The organism is Rheinheimera gaetbuli (genome assembly GCF_054781935.1).
Map to the genome: position 1 here is coordinate 1 of NZ_BAAGTL010000028.1, position 20,301 is coordinate 20,301.

7 protein-coding genes and 2 pseudogenes are annotated in these 20,301 nt (G+C 42.5%); 1 reads left to right on the plus strand and 8 read right to left on the minus strand.

Features of this window, described 5'->3' with window-relative positions:
* The 6 genes from ACYVIC_RS16455 to ACYVIC_RS16480 all read right to left on the minus strand — a co-directional run.
* A partial coding sequence (locus tag ACYVIC_RS16455; RefSeq protein ID WP_460861704.1) for an amino acid adenylation domain-containing protein occupies window positions 1-8,781 on the minus strand: 8,781 nt, incomplete at its 3' end.
* A gap of 285 nt (window positions 8,782-9,066) precedes the next feature.
* Entirely contained in the window at window positions 9,067-10,059 is a 993-nt protein-coding gene (locus ACYVIC_RS16460; protein WP_460861706.1) for a TauD/TfdA family dioxygenase, read from the minus strand.
* 113 nt (window positions 10,060-10,172) lie between these two features.
* Window positions 10,173-11,894, minus strand: a complete 1,722-nt coding sequence (locus ACYVIC_RS16465; RefSeq protein WP_460861708.1) for a cyclic peptide export ABC transporter — start codon at window positions 11,892-11,894, stop codon at window positions 10,173-10,175.
* On the minus strand, window positions 11,894-14,506 hold the full coding sequence (locus ACYVIC_RS16470; RefSeq protein ID WP_460861710.1) for a penicillin acylase family protein: 2,613 nt from the start codon (window positions 14,504-14,506) through the stop codon (window positions 11,894-11,896). Before ACYVIC_RS16470 ends, ACYVIC_RS16465 begins: the two co-directional genes overlap by 1 nt.
* A gap of 378 nt (window positions 14,507-14,884) precedes the next feature.
* Window positions 14,885-15,655: a 4'-phosphopantetheinyl transferase family protein gene (locus tag ACYVIC_RS16475; protein ID WP_460861712.1), complete on the minus strand. Its 771-nt coding sequence runs from the start codon at window positions 15,653-15,655 to the stop codon at window positions 14,885-14,887.
* Entirely contained in the window at window positions 15,652-16,440 is a 789-nt protein-coding gene (locus ACYVIC_RS16480) for a thioesterase II family protein (RefSeq protein ID WP_460861713.1), read from the minus strand. The genes ACYVIC_RS16475 and ACYVIC_RS16480 overlap by 4 nt, the downstream gene beginning before the upstream one ends.
* A 784-nt stretch (window positions 16,441-17,224) precedes the next feature.
* Between ACYVIC_RS16480 and ACYVIC_RS16485 the strand changes: the two genes are divergently transcribed.
* Complete coding sequence (locus ACYVIC_RS16485; RefSeq protein WP_460861715.1) at window positions 17,225-18,028, plus strand: helix-turn-helix domain-containing protein; 804 nt, start codon at window positions 17,225-17,227, stop codon at window positions 18,026-18,028.
* A 242-nt stretch (window positions 18,029-18,270) separates the two neighbouring features.
* Here ACYVIC_RS16485 and ACYVIC_RS16490 read toward each other — a convergent pair.
* Window positions 18,271-18,790, minus strand: a pseudogene (locus ACYVIC_RS16490) (IS630 family transposase); the annotation flags it as partial.
* A 16-nt stretch (window positions 18,791-18,806) separates the two neighbouring features.
* Window positions 18,807-19,895, minus strand: a pseudogene (locus ACYVIC_RS16495) (IS3 family transposase).
* Between the last annotated feature and the right edge of the window lie 406 nt (window positions 19,896-20,301).

The window sequence follows — 20,301 nt, forward strand, 5'->3', positions numbered from 1 at the left end:
ACGCTCGTAATATCCACCTATCTCTGCTATCTGCTCTGCATCATAAAGGTGGCGGTTGTAATGAATCGTCAGTTGCAGAGCGTCACTGTTCAGTTCCCTTGCCACATCAACATGGAAGTTAAAGTTGGTTCGTTCAAAACCAAAACTTCCCAAGGTTTCTATGGTTAAATCTTCATGTTGCGTCAGATTCTTATAAATATGAAAATGGGTATAGTTAAATGTCACCTCTGCAAAACTACGCCCCAATTGTTTTTGGATTTCAGCGAGTGGGTAACGACGATAGTTAAGACTTTCACGACCGGTTGCTGCTACTTCCAAGATTAGCTCTCGCCAGCTTCCTCCTGACAGGTGCATACTTAAAGGCAAGGAGTTAAGAAATAATCCCAATCCTCGTTCGGCATCAGTTTGTTCTGGACGTCCGTTATGAGTAACACAGGAAACCACCTTAGCCTCGCCACTTAACAGCGATAGCACTTTAAAATGCACAGCCAGCAAAACGGATTGCAATGGAACATTTAATTCAGTAGCTAGCTGTGCCAGCGCTTTTGATCGCTCTGCTATTCCGCAAACCTGGTGACTGACCTGCTCCCTTTTTCGCTCAGGTGCCGCATCAGCTTTGTAGGGCACTTGCCGTACAGGTGCGGCTTCCAGCATCCCATTAAAATGTGTGATGCCCTGCAAGTCATACAAGCTCTGCTGCTCCAGCATAATAAAGTCACGGTAGATCCATTCCTCTTTCAAAGGAGCCGGTGCCTTATCTAACAATAATTGGGCATAGTGATTAAAGAGTTCAGTGTTAAGAGACGCAAAGCTCCAGCCGTCAAGAATGGAATGATGGAAACTAAACACATACTGAAAGCTTTCATCACTGCGTAGAAATATATTAATTTGATATAAGGGACCATTTTCCCAATCAAACTCATGTTCTTTACGCATATCTATCCAACTAGCCAGATAGTGCTCCTGCGTACCAGGATCAAGATCACGAATATCTTCCACCAGAAGAGGGAGGCTGACTTCCCTGAACACATGCTGCAACTGTCGTTCCCCCCCTAATGTGAAACCGGTTCTTAATAGAGGGTGAGCTGCAATGACAGCCTCAAAAGATGATTCAAAATGTTCTCGATGCCAAGGACAGCGAATATGTTCTCCCATAATATCGTGATATATGCCATCAAATTCGGCCAACTGAGTATGGTAGATCATGCCGGACTGCAAATTAGACATAGGGTAGGCATCTACAATCTCATCGCTAAACAGTACTTTCTCTTGCTCTGTCAGCATTGAGAAAGGCTTAGCTTGATTGGCGGAAACGGTTAAATTCACTAGTTTGCTGGATAGTTGTCTGATTGTTGGGAATTCAAATATCTGTCTGATCGACACAGCCAGCCCGACAGACTTCAACGCAGACACTATTTGGAGTGCAAGAATCGAATCACCACCGACATTGAAGAAATTGTCATCAATTCCAACTTTTTCAATCCTCAATACATCTTGCCAAGTTTGACAAAGTACCACTTCATGTTCATTACTTGGCGCAATATATTGAGTTTGCAATAAACCGGTTTCGATAGCAGGCAAAGAATGTCTGTCGATCTTTCCATTAGAGGTTAGCGGCCAATCTTTCACCAGAACAAACACGGAAGGGATCATGTAGCTGGGTAAAACCTGCTGCAATGCCCCTTTAACATCATCAAGTAATTGGGTCTCATCTTGATTGGATTCGGCTTTAACATAAGCAACCAGTTGCTTAACACCTTCCTTACTTTCCCGTACATCAACAAGGGAAGAATCAACTTGTGCCAAGGAAGATAGCTGCTGCTCAACCTCACCTATCTCAATACGGAATCCACGAATTTTAACCTGATCATCTATCCTCCCCTGGTATTCCAACTCCCCATTTAAGAGGTAACGAGCCAGGTCTCCCGTTCTATAGAGGCGTTGCCCATTGCAATAAGGGTTATCAATAAATCGTCGAGCAGTCAGCAGGTCATTATTTAAATAGCCACGACTTAAGCCCGGGCCCCCAACATACATTTCCCCCATAACACCAATAGGTACTGGCCGTAACTCATGATCTAAGACATAAATCTGCAAATCAGCAATTGGTCGCCCAATTAAACTCCCTTGATTGGCATCAATATCATTCCGGGTCAAACGCCGATAAGTTACATGAACAGTAGTTTCAGTGATTCCGTACATATTAATCAATTGGGGTTTATCATCACCATGACGAGATATCCAACCTGACAACTCGCTCAGATTGAGTGCTTCACCGCCAAATACAATTGCTCTGAGTTCCAACTTCTCGTTTTGATGCAGATCTTCTCGACTGAATTGACTAAAAGCTGTGGGTGTCTGATTCAGTACAGTCACTCCCTCTCGCAGTACCAATTGATAGAAATCCTGAACTGAACGGGAAACCCACAGAGGCACGACAACCAAACGTCCACCGAACGCTAACGCTCCCCAAATTTCCCATACCGAAAAATCGAAAGCATAAGAATGAAATAAGCAAAAGACATCCAGTTGATTGAATTCGAATTCCTGCTGGCAACTTGTCAGCAATCGATGCACATTACCATGCTCGACCATTACACCTTTTGGTTGCCCCGTTGAACCTGATGTATAAATGACATATGCCAAGTGATTGGGTTGCAGTCCAATTGTGGAAACATCAATATTACTAGTGGATTGATGTTGCAAAGATGATTGAATTTCAGTTCTGTCCAGACACAACGCCAGATCTTCCGCCAAAGGCAAGGAAACCAAAAGGTCACTGTGTGTAATCACCGTGCTTAGCTTTGCATCATCGATCATGTATGATAGTCGGGCCTGTGGATATCCTGGATCCAGAGGCACGTATGCTCCTCCCGCCTTTAAAATAGCCAGAATGGCCACTATCATATCTGTCGAGCGTTCCAGACATATGCCCACTAAAGTGTCAGGAGTAACCTGCTTCTCATCAATTAAATAATGAGCAAGTTGATTAGCCTTGCTATTGAGTTCCAGGTAAGTCAAGGCATGCTCTTCGAATGTCACTGCCACTGATTGGGGATTTTGCCTAACCTGATGTTCAAACTGTTGATGAAGGCATTTGAGCTCAGGTTTTCGAGCGTTGTCGCTCCGCAAGAATGTCAATAACTGATTCTTTTCCACACTGTTGATCAATTCAACCGAGCGAATACTTTGTTCCGGTTGTTCTAGTAAAGACGCAAGGAAGGTATTAAAGTTACTCGACATTCTTGCAATGGTATTGTCATCAAACAAATCCTGGTTGTACAGCCAGGTAAAGGTTAATCCCAATCCATCTTCCATTATATTGAGCGTGAGATCATATTTGGCAATCGACTGATTCTGTTCAATAAAACTAAGTTTCACACCAGCCATATCCATATTTTCTACAGGATTGTCCTGCATCACCATAACGATTTGGAACAAAGGTGAATGGCTAAGACTACGTTCCGGTTGCAGTCGTTCCACGACCTGCTCAAAAGGAATGTGTTGATGGGCAAAAGCATTTAGCAACACATCTTTACTTTGGGACAACAACTGAACAAAGCTCGGGTTATCAGACAGATCACTACGCAGCACCAGAGTATTCAGAAAAAAGCCTATCAATTCAGCGGTCTCAGCCCGTTGACGATTTGCGATTGGACTGCCGATTACAATGTCACTCTCATTGCTATAACGGGCCAAAAATGCAGAAAATGCCGCATGCAACCCCATGAAAAGTGTCACTCCCTGCGCTTTGCAAAAATTGAGGAGCCTGTTATTCAGTTCAGCTTCTAATCTTGATCTGAGACTGCAGCCGTTAAAAGTTTGTAATAAGGGACGTGGATGATCTAATGGTAAATTATGTGCAACAGGCAGGTTCGCCAGCTGTTGCTGCCAGTAGGCCAATTCTTTATCCAGTACTTCAGCACGTAACTGCTCTCTTTGCCATTTCGCGTAATCTGCATACTGTATGACTAGCGGAGAAAGTGGGTTGTCTAAACCCAGTACATAAGACTGATATAACTTGCTAAATTCATTTATTAATAATCTTTCCGACCAACCATCTGCTGATATATGGTGCATGGTGACAAGTAATAAATGTTCCTGATGTGCTAATTTTATTAGTCGCGTACGCAGCATAAGATCTGCAGCTAAATCAAATGGTTTAGCTGACTCTTCTGCAACCATTTTGGCCACATTGATTTTCAACGCCTCGCCTGTAAGTTCAGACATATCTTCCAGTGGAATATGATATTCACAAACATGCTTGATTTGCTGATACACCTGTCCATCATCAGAAACCTTAAAACAGGTGCGCAGACTTTCATGTCTAGTAATAATGGTAGTAAAAGCCCGATTGACGGCATTTATATCCAACTCACCGTCCAGGTTTAATGCAAATGCATCATTGTAGTGTGCACTGCCACCATCGATCTTATCCAATAACCACAGTCGCTGTTGTCCATAAGATGCCAATAATTCTTGCTCTCTTGATACCGGAGTGATGGCCGGCAGCTCTCGAGTTGAGTCTAAAGATTCAACATCTGCAGCAAGTGATTGTAAATTTTTAGTGTTAAACAATATTTCCAAATTTACGTTAACACCGAAGGTTTGGTTAACCCGGGCAACAATCCGGGTAGCCTGCAATGAGTGCCCTCCTAGCTGGAAGAAATTGTCTGTCAGACTTACACGCTCAACATTTAATACTTCCTGCCAAATCTCACTCAACATTATTTCTGTCTTAGTCACAGGTGGAACATAGGATGTTTGGGCAAGTCGTATATTTAAAGCTTGTAGTGCTACGCGGTCTATTTTTCCATTAGGTGTAAGAGGCAGTTCTTCCAGAACTGTATATGAACTTGGCAACATGTAATCTGGAACAAATTTAGCCAAATGCTGACGTAATATGTCAGGCAGAACTTTGGCTGAAGAGAACTTATTACAATTCGCGACGAGCTCAGTCAGAGGGACCAGGCCCTCATACGCTGATTCAGCATCCATCCAATCAATTAGACAGGCGATTTCATCAACACCTGCATCCACAATTCGGGTAACAACGTTTTTGCAGCTTTCAGGGGTCCCAATTAAAGACGCAGTTTTTGTATAGCGCTCAAAGGCAAAGTCTGCGATTGTTTCCAATTCACGTTCTCCAACGCCTTCTACAGAAATATTCAGACTTTTAAGCATAGGGAGCAACAAAGAAATATGTGCCCGCATGTATTTTAAAAATGGTTTTCGTGCTCGTTCCAGCGTCTCTTCCAGATCGTTTCCTATAAAGGTATGAACCATAAGCGTCACCCTTCCAGCTTCCGGGTCGTGGCCATGCTTGGACAGTGACTGACGATACAAGGCTATCTTTTCCGTTAGCTCCTCAATGGTTTGGCCCAAAAGATGGGTAAGTACATGGGTGCCAAGTCTGCCTGCTTCAATAAATGTTTCGGGATTTCCTGCAGCTGTCGTCCATAATGGCAGACAGTCTTGAACTGGTTTGGGGAAAACTTCAATATCAACACCGTTGCCTTGCCCGTCACTTCTTTTAATGGTTTTGCCTTGCCACAGGTTTTTCAGGGTTTTCACCCCATCCCTAACTACCTGTTTTCGAGCAATATAGTTGTCCGGAGAAAGCGCAAAATCACGTGGATGCCAACCACTGGCTATAGCCAACCCCGCTCTGCCATTGGAGAGGTTATCAACCATTGCCCACTCTTCTGCTATTCGAATAGGATCATGCAAGGGTAAAACAACACTTCCCGCTCGTAACGCTACGTTGTCAGTGACTGATGCCAGAGCGGCATTTAATACAGCAGGGTTTGGATAAAGAGCTCCGACCGAGTCAAAATGCCGCTCTGGTGTCCAGATCGCTTCAAATTCATGCTGGTCAGCGTATTTGGCTGATTTAAGATATAGCTCATATTTATTCTCTGCGACTGAATCATCTGCTCCAAAATAAAACAAGCTGAAGCCCGGTCCGCTAAATTTCTCAGTAAGCTCCAGGTCTTCGGTTTCTTCCTTCTTTACAACAAAAGATACAATCTGCTTTTCACCATTCGTGGTTTCCTTTGCAATCACAATTGCATCTTTTATACTGCCGTGCTTCATCAAAGCACTTTCGATTTCACCTAACTCTATCCGGTGTCCTCTAATCTTAATTTGATGATCTAAGCGTCCTAGATACTCAAAATTTCCATCGGCCAGTTGACGAACCAGATCACCAGTTCGATATAAATGTTCAGAAGAACTGATACCTCTGTCTGACGAAAATGGGTCTGCAATAAATCTCTCTTGAGTTAACGCATCTTTACCCAGATATCCCCTTGCAACTCCCTCTCCTCCAATAAGTAGCTCGCCAGGAACCCCAACGGGTACCAGGTCCAAATCCTGGTTGACCACATGAAAGCGGGTATTCGCAATCGGCATACCAATTAATACTTTTTCATCTTCCAATCGAATATTTTTTATACTCGACCAAATTGTTGTTTCGGTCGGGCCATACATATTCCATAATTGTATTTTTTCACGGATAAGTAATGATTCAGCCAGAGATTGAGATAAAGCTTCACCACCACATAAAACTTTCAATGGGATATATGGCTGCCAATCAATATCCACCAGCATTTTCCAAGTTGTCGGAGTTGCTTGCATGACGGATACAGCATGCTTTTCCATCAAGATTCGTAACGCATACGGATCCTGAGTTGCCTGTTTTGAAGCAATGACTAGCTTTGCACCGGAAATCAGAGGCAGAAACAACTCTAAACCATGAATATCAAATGATGTTGATGTAACGGCCAGTAAGCTATCATTGGCCTGAATACCTGGCGCCTGCTGCATGCTCAACAGGAAATTTGTAAGGTTGTGGTGTTCTACCATTACCCCTTTAGGATGTCCTGTTGAGCCAGAGGTATAAATAACATACGCAAGGTTTTTTGAGCCCGGAGTGTCAAAAACAAAATCTTCTTTGGCATAGTCTGCCAATTTCTGCAGTGTGTCTTTATCATCCAGACAAATGCATAACGTTTTATTATCCCCCTCCCTGCCTTCAACAAGGTCAAACACATCAGTGGACATTTGATCTATCACACTAGTTTCGGTAATGATTGTTGTTAATTTTGCATCATCTAACATGTAGGAGATTCGGGAAGCCGGATATTGAGGATCAATTGGGACGTAGGCACCGCCAGCTTTAAGAATGGCAAGCATGGCAATCAACATGTCCAACGAGCGATTCATACACACACCGACTAGTACATCTGAATTAACCTTATGGACTTCTACGAGATATCCAGCCAGTTGATGTACTCTTTCGCTTAGCGCTCCGTAAGTTAATTCTCTATCCCCACATACCACAGCAACTGCAGCATGATTGCGCTGAACCTGAGCTTCAAGCAGTTCAATGACAGTGGCATTTAGCAATGGCTGAACTTTAGCCTGAGTATTCTGACCAGTGAGTGCCAACTTGTCTTCCTTGGTTAGAACACTGATATCACTGATCTGGATATCTGGCTGATCCAATACATCACTCAATAGTTTGTCAATTCGATTGGCAAGTGCTTTTACATCGGTTTCAGAGAAATAGGCTAAATGATAGTCAAGCTGTAATTCAATAGTTTCACCTGCCCCGTCCCACACGTTGATGCCAAGTGGGCAATTTAGGAATCGGTTTTCGGCGAAGACCACCTCGGCATTAACTCCTGAAAAAGCTAAATTACGATAATCCAATTTCAGATAGTTAAACATCACCTCATAAACTGGATTTTCAATCGCCGATAAATTCTGGCCTGAGATATAATGTCCCAGAGGATAACGCTGATGACGGAGGTTTGCCTTTTGTGATTTAGCTAACTGACGAACCAAGCCCTTAAAGCTTTCCTCTTTTGGCACATGGATCGCAAGGGGACTAACGCCGGTCAACACACCAATAAAGTGTTTTTCCCGATAATTTCGCCGATTGTGAACAGGAATACCAAAGCAGAGCTTTTGTTTATCATAAACTTTTGAAAAATAAGTCGCTAATACTCCCAAAAATACTTGAGGAGTTCCTACTTTCAAGCTTTTAGCAAAGGCATCTAACTTAGAGAATTTCTCGCGGGAAATTCCCAGTGTGTAACGAGCGCTGGTTTGGGATAGAGCATCTTCAGATTCAATATTAAATTGCTGGTGCAGATCTAATCTATCGACACCTACACAATGGGCTCTCCAGTACTCAGTATCATCCTGATAGCGCTGACTCCGTATATAGCAACTGTCATCGTTGACTACGCTCTGCCAGGAGAGAGATGTGGGCTCTTGAGCATCTATTGCCAGGGGCTCATTATAATAGTTGGCAAGTTTCTTAGCCCAATTTGCGAATCCCCATCCGTCCATGACGATGTGGTGCGCTAGGCCCACATACCAGAAAGTCGCTTCACTCAACTTTAACAACCATGCTTTACACAGGTTTGGCCCTTTTATATCAATGGGAGTACTGAAAACATTTTCCAGCCATTCTTCTGCTGATTGCTGCGGGTTTATATGATCAGAGAAATCGATCTGGGGCAACGTGAGATCTCGCTCAGTCCGAACAAACTGAAACATATTCCCATCTAAATCACCTATTTGAACGCCAAATGCTTCAGTATTATTTACTACATTTAGATGGGCTGATATTAATCTATCGATAGCAATGTCCCGACACCGGACGTATCCGCCGATGTTGTAAATGGGGGAATTCCTTTTATGCAGCTGATCAAGGTAGATATCTTGCTGCGCTAACGAAAGTTCAAATTTGGCATCATTTGTATTCATAAGAATCCCCGAAATTATTCCTTTAATCTGTCAAATTTCTCTTGAAATTTTTTGTTTTTATTCATTACAAAAGGGCATTTCCGATTAAGATGCCAAAGTGCACTTTGCTTACATAATCTGTAAAACACCCTTATTGCTAATTTTTCCTGACACTCAATTAACTGAAACCTTGCTTGCCAGGGCTCCCTTCAACCTGCCAATTGTAAGCCATCAATAAAACTCGATGTTTGGCCGACCCCAGGCATGGTTACTCAGCTAATTCAGCTGATTACGCTTGCGTAAGTGCTATGGAAATTGATTAGGACTCGCCATTCCGACCAGCACTTTTCGTTCCCCCGAAAACGGCTCTCTACCATGGGTATATCTAAGGTTATCTAGCAGTAGTAAGTCGTTCTGCTGCCATTGGAATTTAATTTTGGTTTGCTCATAGAGCTCACGAATGGTATCCAGATAATCCTCAGGAATTTCAGTACCATCGCCAAAAAAGGTGTTTCTCGGTAAGTTTTCAGCCCCCAGTGAACTCACTAGAGTTTCTTTGACATCTTGTCCAAGATTTGAAACATGAAACAGGTGAGCCTGATTAAACCAGAGCTCCCTCCCCGTACCTTTATGGACTACGGTTGCGGGATTGACTTGCCTCGTACGAAGCCCCTTTTCCATCCATTCAAATTCCAGGTCATTTTCTGCGCAAAATGCCTCAACCTCTGCTTTGTCATTTGTTTGGAATACTTCAGTCCAAGGCAAGTCGATATCAAGGTAATTCCGGACATACATAACCTGTTTTTGTCTGAATTCTTGTTTGATTTTTTCCGGTAAACGATCGAGGATTGCTTTGCTACAACTGATAGGCGTTTCTCCCCCTTTTTCGGCAGGAATGAGACAAAACAAACCGATTCGATTGGGCCAACTCTTGGCATAAGAGTTTTCATTATGTTGTGGGATCATTTCTGTGGCTGGATACTCGGTAGCAGTGTAGATATTGCCCCGAAATTCGGTTCTCGGCGTAGAACGATAGGTATACTGCAGCAGCTCGCCATTAAACACTTCGCTGAGAACTGTGCCGAACTCTTTACTGCTGTGAATTTTTAATCCCCTTATTAACAGCGCACCATTTTCTTCCAGAAGTCTATTAATCGCCACGTTGTTTTTCTTAACAAAATCAACAGCCCGAGAACCTTTCGTGTCTACATGTAAAATAAGAGGAAGCCCTTCCACAACTTCTAAATTATCAACATTAACAATGTTCACATCCGAATACTTTTTATGTTCCGCGTTCATTTGTTTTTCTCGTTTAGTCAGATTTCAATTTGCTCTGTTCATTTTCAACAAGAGCATGGAACAGCCAGCTGGTAGTTTGGTCTTGGGCATCACCTGCCCGCGCGTGAGAAATCTCAACAAACCACCAACTCCTTAGATTGATCTTGCATTGTTAAATCAACTATTTGATCCTTCGACTTATTGGTTAAATTTCCTGATTCCATAATCAACAACTGATCCGCGACGTCGAAATACCTATCGTCATGAGAAATAACCACAACTGCTTTATTACGGGATTTCAGTTCAGGTAAAATTTCCCGATAAAAAACCTCTTTGAATCTGGGGTCTTGGTCGGCAGCCCATTCATCAAAAAGAAACAAAGATTTGTTTTCGACAATAGAAACAACGAGAGCTAGGCGTCTTCGCTGACCATCAGACAGTCTCAGCGTTGTAAACAGCCCATTTTCCAACTGAACCTTATTTGCAATGCCAAATAACTCCAGATAATGTTTGATTTGTTTATAATCTTCTTGTGAGCTGACCTTCTCGTTTAGAAATCTGTCAAACAAATAGTAATCAGAATAAATACTGGAAATTTCATTTCTGAAGCTTGTTAGATTTTTCGAGCAGAGCTGGGTATCGTCATAGAAGATGGAACCTGATGTGGGGAAATAATGCTGAGTAACAAGTTTAGCCAGTGTAGATTTACCCGATCCATTACCACCGGCAATAAATGTTATTTGCCCTCGCTTGATTTCAAAACTCAACGGCCCGACTTCAAAAGATATGTTCTGGTTTTCCATCAAAGGGTAACGGTAAACCACATTTTTCAGCTTTAGCTTGTTCCATGCCCCAATTTCGTTGGTATCCTTCGAGATATTTTCATCAGGAAGCTCACTGTATAAAGTTTCTATTTTCTTTAGAGAAATTTGAGTTTGAGCCAATTGAGGAATAAAGTTTAGAATCATTCCAATTGGCCCAGTGACGTACAACAGTACCATGATTGACGCTATGATTTCGGTACTTGAAATCGCATAGTAGTTAATGAATATAAACCCCAATCCACCTATTGTGAAAAAACAAAGCAGTGCCCCAAAATTCATGGCTAATGAAAATATGGTCATGCCACTTTTTTCCAAGTCTCTGACCATATACTCTTCCTTGTACAGCACCTCATTGTTGTAGACTGCAGTTTTAACCTGGCTTAATTTGAGCTCCTTGGCACCTTCCACTAATCCTCTAAATGCTTCCTGTAACACGTCTCTGTGCTCACGGGCTTTAATAAAATATTTTGTACCTATCATAATAGGAATTTGATAGGCCACTACACCAAAGATGATAGTGGATACAACAAAGACAAAAACGTTGAAGTCCAAGTAAGCAAGATAACCGAGCATACCTATTAAAGTTACACCGTTGGTCAAAATTTGTGGAAACAACTGTGCCCCATCTACTATGGAGGTAACATCCGAAGACAAAGCCTGAATCAGTCGTGACGGCCCTACGCTCTCCAATGATGCTATTGGTGAATTTTGCACTCTCCGATACAACTCTTTGCGTAATACAAAACGAATATGCAGTGAAAGTCGCGCCAACAATATTTCGGAGCAGGCCTTAAGCAACAGGATGGCAACACATAAACCAAAGAAGAAGGTGGCCAAATTCAGATTTGTCACTTCGAATCCAAGCACTTCTTGGACTGCATCTTCAACAGGAAAACCAATATTCCCTTCTGACAATGATTTCATAACAACTGGTATTAGAAAGGCGTAAAATAAACCTGCCAGAGCCCCCAGAAACACAGCAATAAAGGTTTTATTTGGTGCATATTTGGAAAAAAGATTTAACGCATCCATTAGTGCAAGCCTCCGGGAATAAGAACGATTCTCGAGGTAAGATGCACGCTGCTGTCCTGAACAATAGAACCAGAAGAATTAATTTCCAGAGGAAGGTAGTAATTGGTTTCCCCTTTTAAATAGAGCTCTGTCTGATCAGAATAATGTTTACTCAGAAAATGTGCAGATTGGCCGGTTGGCAGCACATAGGCGTTTTGGCTTTGCATTCCGGATTTTTGAGCAATATTCGGTCCCATATCAAAAATGTGCCTGACACTCGCTCCCAATGCTTTACGGTAGTTTCCAGCAGGTCTCCGCTGCCAAATGGCAATGTTAATAGTGTTGATCGATCCACCCATGGGATATGAGCTAGTCACTAACTTCTGCAGCAACCGATTAGATGAAAACACCTGATGAGACAATTCAAGTTGATGCAAACCTCCCCAATGCCAATCCGAAACACTGCCACTACCTGTGTCTTTTTCTAATCCACTTATAGCCTCATAGAAACTGCTTATTAATGCGCTTTCGCATGGAATAGTTGAAGTCTCGGCTTTTTTGCACCAAAAACTGTTGGGTTGACGGAAAATGTCAATCAAGGAACCTACTGATACATTTTCAATAACGTCGTTCGAAACAAGGGAGTTATTCCAAGCTGGATTAAGCTTTTTTGAAAACAGCTGCATTCTAAGGTTTCTTAACCAATATTCGTAAATGCTGGCCGCCGAACTGTCTATACTGAATATTGCATCCCAGTCTGATAGCGTTGCTAATGCGTCCAATACCTTCTCTTTTTCGTCATTTTTTGCAGTTGCAACAATTTTTGTTTTCAATTCTTCCCTTAACAACAGAGGTAGAAAAAATCTGGCATTCAGATCTACTAAATCATCTTGTATCCGCCCCATGTCATGTAATGTCATAGGCTCTCCGATTTTGATGAATTCCTCTATAAGTTCGTGAATTCTGGTGTTTCGAGCCATAGAAGCCCAATCATGTGAGATCACAACATTGTCAACTGTAACAATCTTGTTATTAGCAGAAACAACTACACCGGAATCAGGATTATAGGTGTAGGGTAATTTTTCAAATGGAACATATCCTTGCCAAAGGTTGTCGCTGATACTGCCATTTAGAGGCAGCACTCCGACTCCTTTACCGCGAATAGGCATATGTCCGCCCACCTGGCTGCCAATATTGCCGTTTGAGTCCGCATAGACAAAATGTAAGCCCGGCGCTTTCAATAAACTGACTGCAGTTCTAAACGAACTCCAATCTGTGGCATATTGCAACTGGTGGAAAGCCTCGAAGCTGCGGTCATCGCTATCCAATGCAGGCCAACTCAGAACTACTGTATGACCTGGAGCTCGCACTGCATCGCTAACGATAGGGCCAATACTAGTCTTTCGAATTTCTATCACAACCGGGTTGATTTTTTTATTGAATACTTCCGGGATGTCACTTCTGATGGCAATAACATCCTGTTTCAATTCAATCGTTTCGGAGCCCTGATCTGTCAGGTAAGTGCTATTATCATCCAACGGCACATCAATAAAGAACAGATCCTGTTGATCACTCATTAAGGATGTAGTTCCCCAGGCAATGTGCGTGTTACGGCCGATAGCAACCCCAGGAATACCAACTATCGACATTCCAGTGACATTTAACCGTTCGCCTTTCATCTGAATACCATACCAAAGCGCGTTTTGCTGCACGCCTAGATGAGGGTCATTTGCCAAAATAGGCCCCCCCGACTTCGTATGTTTGCCAGCAACTGCCCATGCATTGCTGCCAGAATAAAGCTCACCAATTGCCAGATTATTTCTCAGGTCTCTGGCCATGGTGAACCAATCTTTATAAAGCAAAGCCCCATTGCCGGCTAACTCTTGTTCATCAACATATCGGGATTCCATTTCTGCAGATTCAGTCGCCGCGAAGTGGTTTGGCTGAGAAAATAACGGCAAGCCATAAAGAATCCTATCCTTGAAAGTCAAAGGTGGGTCATGTTCAAAAAACGTCTGCAAATGTTCAGGTGGAACAACCTTTAATACAGACAACCTATGCATTTCCCCATACATGTTCAGGCCAAGATTGAGCGCCAGAACCTTTTGCCATGCCAGGGAGTCTACGACATTCCAAGGCTCGGGCTTTATCCCTAGCACTGAAAACTCCGGAGGAAGTTCTTTAGAGGAATTCAGCCATGCGTTAACACCTTCAGCATAGGCCAGCAACGACTGTTGCGCGCTCGTACCGATATGGTCCCAAGCTTTCTCTGCAGAACCATGGAGATCAAGTGTCCTCATCCACAGGTCTGTGGCGAACGATGCACTGCCCAAAATTTCACTTAATCGTCCCTGGACTGTGCGTCGTTGCAATTCCATTTGCCAAATTCGCTCCGATGCATGTAAAAAGCCCTGCGCAAAATATGCGTCGCGGTCAGTTTTGGCAAAAACTGATGGAGTGCCCTGCTGGTCGAATGTGACTTCCACAGGAAATTGTAAACCTTGCAAAACAAACTCACCTGAATAAGCGGGCACGCTTTTGTACAAGTTGGCAAAGGTCAAATACCCAACTAGCAAAACCGGTAAAAGCAAAAACAAACTGAATCTGGTGAGTATTGGGTGTTTTTCAAACATTGATTATCGGTACTCCCACTAGCTGTCAATTCAGGTAAACACACATTTGCCAGGTCGGTTGCTAAAATGATTTTAAGTGCCCACCTATTGGTTCCAAATAAGGGACTGCATACCAATCTAAGAATTGCTATCAATACTACGGAGTAGGTTACTTAGAAACATTCGGTCATGTTGCCGTTTGCGTGTACCAATGTGACCAACTTATACATCCAATTCACAATATGAAAAAAAACTCATATATATCAATACATTGATGCAGGTTAATATTAAAATATAATTACCGAGATAAATGGAGAAAAAATTTACTGCCGTCAGTTGTATTAAGGATGCAACTTAAGTGATAGGCAGAACCCGCGACGTACTGTAAATATTAAACAGTCACCTAACACATTTCGTAGTGATGGCAGTAAAAACTTGGTGATTGTCCAGTTCAAATGAACCTTTAAAACTTGAGCCTGCATCAAGGTCGGGAGATAACGCTTCTGTCAGTTCAAGTGTGAATTGACTGGCTTCAATATCAAGCTCTACACACCGGGCAGCACTGAAATCAAAGTATTTCTGCACTTCCGGATACAAGGCTTTGAACAGACTTTCTTTAGCCGAAAACAACAGTGTAAAAATTTTGTTATCTGGATTATCTGGAATACCCACCATATCGTATTCGCAGGGCAAGAGAACACTTGCAAAAATATTTTTCGCAACGCTTGCTGCAATTATGGGCTCAATATCTATCCCGATGCGCTGTATTGAATCGGCTCGGGAAACAGCACAGATTGCTTTATTTACGGAGTGTGTAATAGAACCAATAAATGGCTTCGGCCAAAGCGGTTGTCGATGCTCCCCAATACCAACATGCATTATCTTTGCCCCCAGAGCCTTAAGAGCTTGGCTGGCTGCGACTCTACCAGCGACAAACTCCGCTCTGCGCTTTCTGACTGCATTGTCCATTTCAGCCGGCAAGCGTATGCCAAATTGTTGCTCATTATACTGATTGCTATACAAGTCCTGATTAAACCTGCATTCGAAGCATTTGCCTTGAAAGCCTTCGATGTGCTTGCGAGAAATGCGCTCTATGAATGATGGACCTGCTTCTGTCGGCGTAAAAAGCTCTGAGTCGTGGAAAATATTATGTCTAACGCTAGGAATCATGAAACCTTCCTGTTGTAAAGGCTAACAATCTCTTTGCGGCTCAAGACATATCGTTGGATGATTTCCAGTATTTTTTCGGCAACTTGATCATTATATTGATGAATAAAAAAATGGTCGCCACTGAAACATGTCATATTTGCTGTCTTGCTGGATAGCTCGCTCCATGCAAACACATTGTTTTCTTTGACGCTGAAATCCTGTCCTCCATAGAACACTTCAAAAGGCAAATCTAGCACAATTTGCTCTGCAGTATAGGTTTGCGAAATTCGGAAATCCGCGCGCAATAACGGCATAAGCAGTTCCATCAACGATTTATTCTCTAAAACTTCACTCGGGGTTCCGTTGTATTTTTTCAGTTCGTTCAAAAATTCTTTTTCTGGCAGATCATACGTAATGTTTACCTGCTCTAGCATGTGAGGCGCTGCGCTTCCGGAAGCGATAAGGCATTCAGGCAAGCGCTTCTTCGCGGCCACCAGTTGGCAGCATAACTCATACGCTACACGGCTACCTAGGCTGTGGCCAAACAGTAAATAAGGTTTCTCAACGATAAAATCGGCATACCTCATGAGCTCCTCCATCAACGATGCCATAGACTGGTGCGCTGATTCAAAGGTTCTTGCACCTCTACCAGGTGGTTGAACAAAAACTAGTTCAATATCTTTTGGGAAAAGGTCTTGCCATGGAACGTAGGTATTAATACCTCCGCCAGCAAAAGGAAAGCAGAAAAGCCGTATTTTTGCGCCAGGATTAAGGTTTCGAGTTACAAATAATTTGTTGAAAGTCAATGTGAGCTCCTAGAAAGTTATGCGCTGCTAACCCCAAACCATTGAAACAGCGTTATGAACATGCATTGCGCGAGCAGAACACTTTCATGAAACTACTTTCTACATACGTATAGAGGGCACACAATGCCGATAATACGATTCGTTGATCATGCTTCATGCAGTCAACGCCCCACTCAACCCAAGCCAAACCAAATGCTAACACAAGAGAAACCAATTTAACAAACACCCAGGCTAATATACGTTAAATGTGTTTACCATGTGATATCACGCTCAGCTAGTGAACGCAATTGTTGTGTCAAAACAGTCAAAAGCTTAATTAATATGACTAAATAATGAATATACGGCTCAGTTGTGTGAAATATGTTGACATTGATTTTTTGCTCACTAATATTAGACCAGCATTCACTTTTTCAAGCGTGACTTTCACTCTAAATTACTGTTTTACAAAGTGAACCACCTACAAAAGGTACGCCAGCACGATTGGTGAAAAAAGTAGAACAGTAGTTAAAATAATTGCCTTGCGTGTGAACTAGATGACATTTTTGAGCGGTGCAATAGCAGACGACTTGAAGAAATGTTGCACATAAAGCCTGGGATAAAATACCTGTATCGCTAGGTAAATACTGTGTTAATGGCATTAAAAATGCGAAACCTGAAACACGAGATTGAAACTGCCAGTCAGAAGTACACCATTTAGTAGTAGGAGCTCCTACATATTAAGGGCGGCAGAGAGTATTTTGCTTATATTAGAATAATTATATTAGTTATGAAGAGCATATGCGATATGAGACGTGACCTAACTGGTGGAATGAGTACAGATGATAAATTGACATTCAAAGGCGAGCGAATTCGTCAGTTTTCACAGAAGATCCGCACTGACCTGTTTAAATTAGCTTTGAGCTCAAGAGAAATCGGCGACTCTATGCAAAAGGAAAGTATTGAGTTCAACACTCAAGAGATTATAGATAAAATTATTAGTAATATAAAACACTTAGAAGTTATCTCTAATCAGCTTATAGAGTTGTTTAGGCTTGATAGCTTGTACGATCTGGGTCTCAAAAAGCTAGCTGCGGAGCAGCAGATAGAGGGGCTCGGAGCTGGAGCAGAAAGGTATTTAAATTACTTTTCTCAAATTGAGATAATTTTACCTGAATTAGGCGAGCTGGCAATATGTCAACCTGCTAGCTCTACAAGGAGGAATCACCAAAAAATATTTAGAGATTCTCAGTTTAGAGGAAAGATAGATAACTACATTGAAAAGTATATCGATAAAAAAATTACAGTAGAAAAATTGGCCGCTTCGCTATACATGGATCGGAGTTCATTTACCAGGAAAGTAAAGTCTATTACCGCTCTAAATACTCAGCAATATATTTTGCATTATCGATTGGCCAAAGCATATGAATATCTACCAAATGCTCAGTCAGTAGGCGAGATTGCCAATATCTTGGGGTTCAGTACTCAAAACCATCTATCCACATCCTTTTCCAAGCTTTTTGGCATAACCTGTAAAGAGCGGATGTTAGGAAAAAGATCTCCGAGACAGAATGTCTTAATCAATTGCACTTCTCAGTTAGATAAACGGTAGTGTTAAAAATTTCATACGACTATCTCCAGAAGAGTAACCCTCGACGTCAACGACCTGAATGGTATACCCATTCTCTTTGCTCTTGTAGTGAACAGGGTAAATGGCAAGCACGACAAGATAGGTCGTAGTGTTGTATTTCAAATTTATTGTTCTTTATCAATAAATTGCTGGCACAGCATATCAATTTACTAAGTGATGAACCAATATTTTATGACCCGATAACAGGTACTATATAACTTATCCTAATTATTATACACCCGCTGCAAGCCATGACCACCGCCACGAAGAGGTGCTGAATTGTCCATAAAACGTTCAACCTGCTCCAGTAAATCATCCATCGTTTTGCAGCAGTGGTTGCGCGTAATGGTCTCGTGCAAGGCATGCCAAAGCTTCTTTATGTTGTTAACCCACGGCCTGTAAACCGGTTGGAATAACAGCACAAACTTCGGGTTATTTGCGCAGCCACTTTTCTGTTTTTTTGCTCTTGTGGATAATGTAGTTGTCCACCAACAGCGTAATAGTTTTGGCTCGCCGGTATTGCCGCTTCAGCTTTTCCATCAGGCTGATAAACAGTTCTGAGCTTTTACTCGTTGAGCCAACATAGGTTATCTAGCCTGTCTTGCTATGCAGTGCCCCAGCCAGATAACGTTTTCTGTTCTTCCCTGGCATTACCACCAGTCGTTGCTTGCCTTTTTAGCCCCAGTCCGCACCGATTTTTGGGTTAAGTTGGATATCCACCTCTTCTTCATAAAATACTGGATGTATAAACATCCCATTCCTAGTGGCAGTCTAAATTAGAGTTTTCCGCCTGCTTTTTAGCCAGATATTCCCAAAGAGTTAAATCCCCCAGTGAGTCATGTGGCCGTTCTTCGTTATATTCCCGCATCCAGTTTTTAGTCAGCTCTCGGACTTCGTGTAAGTTCTTAAACACATACATATCGAGTATTTCTGTTCGGTAAATCCGGTTGAACCGTTCTACAAACGAGTTTTGTGTTGGTTTGCCCGGTTTTATAAATTCCAGTTGCACCTGATGTTGCTCTGCCCAGTCCGCTAAAGCGCTTGAGATAAACTCCGAGCCGTTATCCATGCGCAATTTGGCTGGCCATCCACGCTAGGCAACTATACGCTCCAATACCCGGATGACACGCTGTGCCGGTAAGTTCAGGTCAACTTCAATGGCCAATACTTCACGGTTAAATTCATCCACCACATTAGATGTCCTGAACCGCCTGCCACACATCAGCGCATCACACATAAAATCCATCGACCAGCAATGGTTCATTGCCGCTGGCACGCTTAACAGCTCCGGTGTGCGATTAGGCAGCCGCTTCTTGCCTTTACGCCGCATGTTGAGCTTCAGCTCACAGAATCCGGTGAATGCGTTTATGGTTCCATCCATGGCCCTGACGGCGCAGCACCTTGAGCAGCTTGCTAAAGCCATAGGCTGGATAACGTTCCACTGCACCTTATAGCGCAGTTATCAGCGCATCATCACGCTGACCATCCGGAGCGCTGATGCTTACCACCCGGCAAGCGCGGCGTAAACTGACTGCATGAGTCGTTACTGCATAATCGGCCAACTCCCGCCGCACGGCTGGCTTTACAGCTTTTTTTCGACAATGTCCTTGAGGATTTTGTGATCTAGGCTCAGCTCGGCGTACATCTGCTTTAATCGCCGGTTCTCTTCTTCCAGCTCTTTCAGACGTTTTACGTCTGAGGCTTCCATACCGCCGTACTTGGCCTTCCAGTTGTAATAGGTAGCGTCAGAGATACCGTATTCCCGGCATACTTCTTTGACCAAACGGCCTGCTTCAACTTCTTTCAGAATTTTGACGATCTGTGTTTCTGTGTAACGCGACTTTTTCATTTCCGTTCTCCTCAAACGTAGTTTACGCTGGAGAACTCTAATCGGGAATGCACCTAGTTTAAGGGATGCTTACACCAGTACCATCACAAGCCTCAGTCTCGAGTTCGTTCTTAAAAGCAGTATTAATGATATCTTTGATATCGGAAGGTAGAGCCTCTAATAAGATCGTGTATTGTATACTTACAAATTCAACAGTGCACACTGCTACATATATAGCGCGCAATATATTGATATATATAGATTAATAGTATGCACTATTTGATTTTATCAAAATGATGGTCAATATGAAAACTTTAGTATTGTGACCTTTTTGTGGCCAATAAATTTTGAAAAAGCTTTTAAAACACTAAAAATAGCACTGGAAAAAATATTTTCTAATGCCAAGATCCTTACACAACAAGGCTTC

What these genes read in the sequence shown, in the direction of transcription:
- ACYVIC_RS16460 (WP_460861706.1), bottom strand. Translation starts at nt 10,059, where the DNA reads ATGAACGCGGAACATAAAAAGTATTCGGATGTGAACATTGTTAATGTT.
- ACYVIC_RS16465 (WP_460861708.1), bottom strand. Translation starts at nt 11,894, where the DNA reads ATGGATGCGTTAAATCTTTTTTCCAAATATGCACCAAATAAAACCTTT.
- ACYVIC_RS16470 (WP_460861710.1), bottom strand. Translation starts at nt 14,506, where the DNA reads ATGTTTGAAAAACACCCAATACTCACCAGATTCAGTTTGTTTTTGCTT.
- ACYVIC_RS16475 (WP_460861712.1), bottom strand. Translation starts at nt 15,655, where the DNA reads ATGATTCCTAGCGTTAGACATAATATTTTCCACGACTCAGAGCTTTTT.
- ACYVIC_RS16485 (WP_460861715.1), top strand. Translation starts at nt 17,225, where the DNA reads ATGAGACGTGACCTAACTGGTGGAATGAGTACAGATGATAAATTGACA.